General features: G+C 62.5%; 8 protein-coding genes and 2 pseudogenes. 5 read left to right on the forward strand and 5 right to left on the reverse strand.

Going from position 1 to position 6,049, the window contains the following annotated elements:
• Together GO615_RS26900 and merR are read right to left on the reverse strand one after the other, a co-directional pair.
• Nucleotides 1-152, reverse strand: a pseudogene (locus GO615_RS26900) (YnfA family protein); the annotation flags it as partial.
• Nucleotides 149-559 carry a mercury resistance transcriptional regulator MerR gene (merR, locus tag GO615_RS26905; protein WP_169132926.1) on the reverse strand — a complete coding sequence of 137 codons (411 nt, stop codon included), beginning with the start codon at nt 557-559 and terminating at the stop codon, nt 149-151. The gene merR and the pseudogene GO615_RS26900, both read right to left, overlap by 4 nt.
• A gap of 42 nt (nt 560-601) precedes the next feature.
• On the opposite strand from merR, the gene merT reads away from it, so the two are divergent.
• Genes merT through GO615_RS29280 form a run of 3 tightly spaced genes read left to right on the forward strand, consistent with a single transcriptional unit; the run spans nt 602 to nt 1,508 of the window.
• Nucleotides 602-982 carry a mercuric ion transporter MerT gene (merT, locus tag GO615_RS26910; protein WP_169132927.1) on the forward strand — a complete coding sequence of 127 codons (381 nt, stop codon included), beginning with the start codon at nt 602-604 and terminating at the stop codon, nt 980-982.
• Nucleotides 983-996: 14 nt separating this feature from the next.
• A complete protein-coding gene (merP, locus tag GO615_RS29060) occupies nt 997-1,287 on the forward strand; it encodes a mercury resistance system periplasmic binding protein MerP (RefSeq protein ID WP_439328734.1) in 291 nt (96 codons plus the stop codon).
• On the forward strand, nt 1,284-1,508 hold the full coding sequence (locus tag GO615_RS29280; protein ID WP_169132929.1) for a GDCCVxC domain-containing (seleno)protein: 225 nt from the start codon (nt 1,284-1,286) through the stop codon (nt 1,506-1,508). The genes merP and GO615_RS29280 overlap by 4 nt, the downstream gene beginning before the upstream one ends.
• Before the next feature lie 40 nt (nt 1,509-1,548).
• Here the strand turns inward: GO615_RS29280 and GO615_RS26925 are convergent, their stop codons facing one another.
• The 3 genes from GO615_RS26925 to GO615_RS26935 form a co-directional block, all read right to left on the reverse strand.
• Nucleotides 1,549-2,202, reverse strand: coding sequence for a DsbA family protein (locus GO615_RS26925; RefSeq protein WP_169132930.1), 654 nt, complete (start codon nt 2,200-2,202; stop codon nt 1,549-1,551).
• 279 nt (nt 2,203-2,481) lie between these two features.
• Complete coding sequence (locus tag GO615_RS26930; RefSeq protein ID WP_169132931.1) at nt 2,482-3,819, reverse strand: heavy metal sensor histidine kinase; 1,338 nt, start codon at nt 3,817-3,819, stop codon at nt 2,482-2,484.
• On the reverse strand, nt 3,816-4,502 hold the full coding sequence (locus GO615_RS26935; RefSeq protein ID WP_169132932.1) for a heavy metal response regulator transcription factor: 687 nt from the start codon (nt 4,500-4,502) through the stop codon (nt 3,816-3,818). Before GO615_RS26935 ends, GO615_RS26930 begins: the two co-directional genes overlap by 4 nt.
• A gap of 168 nt (nt 4,503-4,670) precedes the next feature.
• Between GO615_RS26935 and GO615_RS26940 the strand changes: the two genes are divergently transcribed.
• Both GO615_RS26940 and GO615_RS29065 read left to right on the forward strand, forming a co-directional pair.
• Nucleotides 4,671-5,009 (forward strand): DUF4148 domain-containing protein, encoded by a 339-nt coding sequence (locus GO615_RS26940; RefSeq protein WP_169132933.1) that lies wholly within the window; start codon nt 4,671-4,673, stop codon nt 5,007-5,009.
• A 669-nt stretch (nt 5,010-5,678) separates the two neighbouring features.
• Nucleotides 5,679-6,049: pseudogene (locus GO615_RS29065) on the forward strand (cobalt-zinc-cadmium resistance protein); the annotation flags it as partial.

Consider the following 6,049-nt stretch of genomic DNA (forward strand, 5'->3'; position numbering starts at 1 on the left):
AGCCAGGCGAAAAGTGCCAGCGACGCTGCGGCCGGTAGCAACAGCCAGGCGGTCCTGGCCTGCTTGAGCACCAGCCAGGGTAGATAGCACCCGATGATCTCGGCCAGTGCCGTGACGGCGAACAGCGCGCTCAGTTTTGCCAGTTCGATCATGTGTTCCCCTGCAACGAGGCGATGAGCGGACAGGTCACCGCGCCGCGGGTCGCCCCACACCGGGCCACAAGCTGGCTGAGCGCGGTCTCGATGCTACGCAGATCTGCGAGTTTTGCCCGCACGGCCTGCAGCTTGTGCTCGGCGAGGTCGCGTGCTTCGTCGCAGTGGGCGCCATCCTCCAGCTTGAGCAGTTCGCTCACCTCATCCAGGGAAAAACCAAGCCGTTGTGCGGACTTGATGAAGCACACGCGTGCAAGGTCATCATCGGCGTAGCGGCGAATGCTGCCGCGCGGCCGCTCAGGTTCGGGAAGCAGACCCTTGCGCTGGTAGAAACGAATGGTCTCGACATTGACGCGTGCCGCCTCTGCCAGAACACCGATGGAGAAACCGTCGGATAGAGTTTTCATCGTGCTTGACTCCGTACTTAAGTACGGAAGTAAGCTTACACCATGCAATCGAAGACCTTGATCGGAAAACCCCCTCGCACCCGCAGTGATGGGCGCGGCGCCTTGCTCGCCGGTGGCGTGGCAGCCATCCTCGCGTCAACCTGCTGCCTGGGGCCGCTGCTGCTGATCACGCTCGGATTCTCCGGGGCATGGATCGGCAATCTGAGCGTCCTCGAACCCTATCGCCCCGTCTTCATTGGCGTGGCGCTGGGCGCACTATTGCTGGCTTGGCGACGAATTTGGCGGCCGGCCGTTGTCTGCCAGACAGGCGAGGTATGCGCGGTGCCGCGGGTCAGGAGCATGTACAAGCTGCTTTTCGGCATTGTGGCCGTGTTGGTGCTGATCGCGCTGATCTTCCCGTCCATCGCTCCCCGGTTCTATTGAAAGGAGATCTGAAAGTGAGAACATCGCTACTGGCGCTGGCGTGGATGGCGGCAATGCTGACGGCACCGGTCTGGGCGGCACCCAGGACGGTCACGCTGTCCGTACCGACGATGGACTGCCCGGTTTGTCCGATCACGGTCAAAAAGGCGCTGAGCAAGGTTGCCGGGGTGGCCGAGGTCACGGTGGATTTCGACAAGCACGAAGCGACCGTCAGCTTCGACGACGTCAAGACCAATGTCGAGGCTCTGACCCGCGCTACCCGGGACGCGGGCTATCCTTCGACCTTGGCAGGCAGCATGAAATGAGCGTTGTCGTTCTCGAATCGACATTGTCCTGTCCGGCGTGCGGTCACGCGAAGACCGAAACGATGCCGACGGACGCGTGCCAGTGGTTTTATGAGTGCGAGCATTGCCACGCCGTATTCAGGCCGCGGCCGGGGGATTGCTGCGTGTTTTGCTCGTACGGTACCGTGCCGTGCCCGCCGGTTCAGACACATGGGAAGCGATTGACTTGTCACAGGGAATGAGCACACGTCCGCTTCCTGTCATCGAACGGCACCCTGATCGTCAGCGATACGCGTCGGCGAGACTTTCCTGGACCAACCGCTCCAACTGCTCGTAATCAAAGCTCGGCATTGGGCGTCCATTGACGAAAAGCGCGGGAGTCTTTGTCACGTTCAAGGCGCGCGCGTCCGCCATGTCCTGCACGATCAACCGCTCGATATCCGGCGCCTCCATGTCAAGCCGAAGTTGGTCAAGGTTCAGTCCCAGCTGCTGGATCTGCGGCCACACCAGTTCAGCATGCGCCGTGTCGTTAACCACCCACCGAGGCTGCGAAGTCAGCAGCGATTCCAGCGTTTCCCAGTACTTGCCCTGCTTTCGTGCGCCTTCAAGCAGTTTCACGACGTAATCGGATCCGGAGTGGAACGGGGCGTAGCGCAGTGTCAGCCGAATCCTGCCCGGGGCCGCTGCCATCAGTTTCTTGACCAGGGGATCGAAGCTGCGGCAGGTCTCGCAGGCCGGGTCGAGGAACGCCACGATATGCACCTTCGCGTCCGTGTCGCCAAGCGTCGGGGAATGGCTTCGCACGAGAATCTCCGGGTTTCTCCCGGCGAGTTGCGTCGTCGGATCGTGCGTCTCCCGTTGCCAGAACTGGGTCGCGATGATGAGCACCAGCAGAAGCAATGCGGCGGACGCAATGAGCACGACTCTCGAATTCATCTTGAATTCTTGATGTGCGCCACCACCACCAGCGCGGTAATGAGGGAGAATGCAGCGAAGGACAACAGCGGAACGGGCACGAAACCGAGCCAAGTAATCTGCAATTCAGAACATGGTACGCCTTGGGGGCAGGCCTTGAACGATTCCGGCACGACACCGGCGATCCGGAGCAGGTGAATAACTGCGATTAGCCAACCGATGACCGCCAGTCACAGCGCGTCCATGGATTCGGAACTCGGCAATGGTACGTCGGTGATCGAATGGAACGAATGTGCTGGCTTAATGGTTTCCGGCCGACAAACTGAAGCTGACGGTCGTCCTGCCGGCGGATGAGTGGGCGAACGTGCTGCCCCCATGCATACGCGCGATCGCTGCGACGATCGACAAGCCGAGCCCATGATTGGTATCCCCATGTTCGCGTGCCCGATCCGCCCGATAGAAGCGGTCGAACAGGCGCGGCAGGTGTTCGGCGGGGATCGTGGGCCCGACGTTGCCGACGGCAAGCTGGACGTCCCCGGATGGCGCCGGCTCGATGACCACATCGATGACCGAGCCACGCTCGGCGAACCGGGTCGCATTGGCGAGGAGGTTCGACAACGCCCGGCGCAATAATGCCGCATCAAAGATCCCCCGGGCATCGCCACGGATGCGAACCGCCACACCAGCCTCCTGCAGTGAGGCATCGTGGAATTCGATGACCTCGGCTGCAAGCGCGGCAAGACTGCCGACAGGTTCCCGACGGGCCCGCTCGCCGCGATCGGCCTTCGACAGAAACAGCATGTCATTGACGAGCCCTGCGAGGCGGTGAAGGTCTTCGAGATTCGATCCCAGGACCTCTCGCAGATCTGCGACGCTCCGCTCGCGGCTCAACGCCAGCTCGGTCTCGCCGATCAGCGTGGCGAGCGGCGTGCGCAACTCATGGGCGACGTCCGCATTGAAGCCTTCGAGTTGCTGATAGGCGCTTTCCAATCGAGCGAGCAGGGCATTGAACTGCGCGACCAAGGGCTGCAGTTCTTCGGCCTGTGCGGAACCGTCCAGCGGCTGACCGACGTTCTCTGGCGCGAGCGCCGCCGCCTGCCGCGCCAGGTCATGCACCGGCGCCAGGGCGCGCCGCACCAGCCACGCGCCGCCCGCCGAAACGATTCCCGCGCCGGCCAACGCACTCGCCAGCAGCGTCCACGCCAGGCGTTTCAGCAACTCGGCATCGGAACCGGTATCCAGCGCCATCTCCGCACGCAGCGTCGTGCTGCGCGCCCACGGCGAAGGAATGTCGAACGCGATCCGGCGCTGATGCTCGGACACGCCGGCCGTCGGTGCGGTCGTGTAGATCAGCGCGTCGGCCCTCTCAGTCAGACGCAGGCTCAGATCGGTATGACCAAAGAAGAAATCGTCGAGCTTGTGTCGCAGGCTCGCCAGATCGTCCTGCCCTGCGATTTCGTCCACGAGGTGGCGGATCACCTGCTGTTTGTGCCGGAGTTCCTCATCCTGCCGGGCCGAAAAATTGAGGCTCGTGGCGACGTAGACGACGATGCAGACGAGACCGAGCCCCATGAAGGTCTGCACGCCCAGCCACCACGACAGCCAACGGCCGAGCGAACGCGGACTGCGCTTTTTCACGGTTCCCGCTCTTCCAGCACGTAGCCCATCCCCCGGACAGTGTGCAGCAATTTCTTTTCGAAGGGATCGTCGATCTTGCTGCGTAATCGGCGCACGGCGACCTCGACGACATTCGTGTTGCTGTCGAAATTCATGTCCCACACCTGCTCGGCCAGCGCGGTACGCGACAGGATCTGCCCGTGCCGGCGCAGCAGCAGCGTCAGCAGCGTGAATTCTTTCGCCGTCAGATCGAGTCGCTGTCCGGCGCGGGTGGCCTTGCGCCGGACCAAATCGAGTTCGAGGTCGGCCAGTTCAAACACTGTGGGATCCTGGCCTGCCGCCGAAACGGCGCCGCGTCGTAACAGCGCCTGTACGCGGGCGAGCAGTTCGGAGAGGGCGAAGGGTTTAACCAGATAGTCGTCCGCCCCCTCGTGCAGCCCCTTCACCCGGTCCTCCACCTTGTCCCGCGCGGTCAGCATCAGCACCGGGACGTTCTTCTCGCGCCGCAACTCACGCAGGACGGTGAAACCGTCCAGACCCGGCAGCATGACGTCGAGCAGGACCAAATCGTAACGTCCTTCGAGCGCCAGGTAGCGACCGTCAATGCCGCCATGCGCGACATCGACGACGTAGCTGCTCTCGGTCAGCGCCTTGCGCAGGTATTCGGCGAGCTTGGGCTCGTCTTCGACGACCAGGATTTTCATGCGCGGATTATCGCGGAGTGCGTGACGTGCCGACATTACGAATTCGTAATCGGAGTGTTCGCGAATCGACGTGGACGGTTTCCTACAGTACGTCCCGTGCCCGGCCTCACGGCGCCTGACGACGCCTTGGCCGCGCGGAGCACACTTACCGACGAAAGGAGTCCCATCATGCCGAAGATCCGTTCCGCCACCCTCGTGCCGCTGTTCGCCGCCGTCCTCGCCGCACCCACCGCCGCGCTGGCCGATTCGCTGTGGCACCCGGCAAACAACGAAGCCGGCTTCACCTTCCATCCGGACCATTCCACGAGCACCAAGACCCGCGCCGAGGTACTGAAGGAACTGGAGCAGGCGAAGGCGGATGGGAGCTATTACTATCTGCAGCGAGGTCTGCCGGTCCCGTCGAGGAATACCGGGCCGGGCAAGACACGCCAAGAAGTCATTAACGAACTGCTGAACATGTCGCCCGAAGAGCGCGCGCGCATGGACGAACTCTATGGTGACAATTGAGGTGAGCGGCGCGTTGAAGGCGCAGGTAAGACGCCCTCCCGGTACTCAACTTTGCATGACCGGGTACAAGCGGTGGCGCCGCTCGGATGCATTGGTCAAAGTGCGTCCGTCCCGCCGCGGCCGCGCTGGCGAAGTGACGGCAGAACCGCGGTAACCTACAATCGGCTCCGTGCGTAATCTTGTGATCGCTTTTTTCGTGTTGTTTCTGCCGCTGCAGTGGGGAACCGCTGTTGTGGCAGCGTATTGCCTACACGAAGAGAGTCCGGCTACCGTCCAGCATGTCGGTCATCACGCACATCACCATGAGCATCAAGGCAATTCCCTGAAAGCGGACGGGGGGCAAAAAGGCAAGGCGTGGGACGCGAGTTGCAGTGCCGAACACGAACACAGCCATTGCACTCACGCCATCCTTCACGAGTCACGCCTGCCCGAGATCTTTGCATCCGGGACGGATGACAGCCCTTACGGGGCTTTTGTCTCCGATGCTCCGCGCGACAACCTGCTTCGTCCGCCCCAAGCCCCCCTCGCCTGACAAGCCGGCGAGGGTAAGCAGTGTGATCTGCGTACCGATCGACTTTCGATCGCCCACTCCCTCTCGTCGGTATTCCATGATCCGTCTCGTCGCGCCCATTGCCCGAGCGGATTGGACCCATTCCCGACGAGGATTGCATGAGAAGAGTACTCCCGAGGGGCGGCGTGACGCTGTGTGTGGCGTTGTGTCTTCCCGTAGCCGCATGGGCCCAGGACCGGCCCACGACCCCCTCCCCGAACATTGAATCGGTACCGGCTGCGCTTGCACCGACATACAGCCAAGCGCCGACCGCGAGCACTGCGGCGGGAGTGCAACGACTCTCGTTGCGCCAGGCCATCGAGCTTGCGTTCACCCATAACCCGGATCTCGCGGCGGCCGCGCTGGAGGTGAACGCCAACGAAGGCGTTCGCCAACAGGCGGGCGCATACCCCAATCCGGAAATTTCTTACCTTCAGGAAGATACGCAGCGCGCAACACGCACCGCGACGCTGCAACTGAACCAGCCGAT

The sequence above is a fragment of the Aromatoleum evansii genome (genome assembly GCF_012910805.1).
In the GTDB taxonomy this organism is placed as follows: Bacteria; Pseudomonadota; Gammaproteobacteria; order Burkholderiales; family Rhodocyclaceae; genus Aromatoleum; species Aromatoleum evansii.

Coding starts and splice junctions, on each gene's coding strand:
- merR (WP_169132926.1), bottom strand. CDS start 559: ATGAAAACTCTATCCGACGGTTTCTCCATCGGTGTTCTGGCAGAGGCG.
- merT (WP_169132927.1), top strand. CDS start 602: ATGCAATCGAAGACCTTGATCGGAAAACCCCCTCGCACCCGCAGTGAT.
- GO615_RS29280 (WP_169132929.1), top strand. CDS start 1,284: ATGAGCGTTGTCGTTCTCGAATCGACATTGTCCTGTCCGGCGTGCGGT.
- GO615_RS26925 (WP_169132930.1), bottom strand. CDS start 2,202: ATGAATTCGAGAGTCGTGCTCATTGCGTCCGCCGCATTGCTTCTGCTG.
- GO615_RS26935 (WP_169132932.1), bottom strand. CDS start 4,502: ATGAAAATCCTGGTCGTCGAAGACGAGCCCAAGCTCGCCGAATACCTG.
- GO615_RS26940 (WP_169132933.1), top strand. CDS start 4,671: ATGCCGAAGATCCGTTCCGCCACCCTCGTGCCGCTGTTCGCCGCCGTC.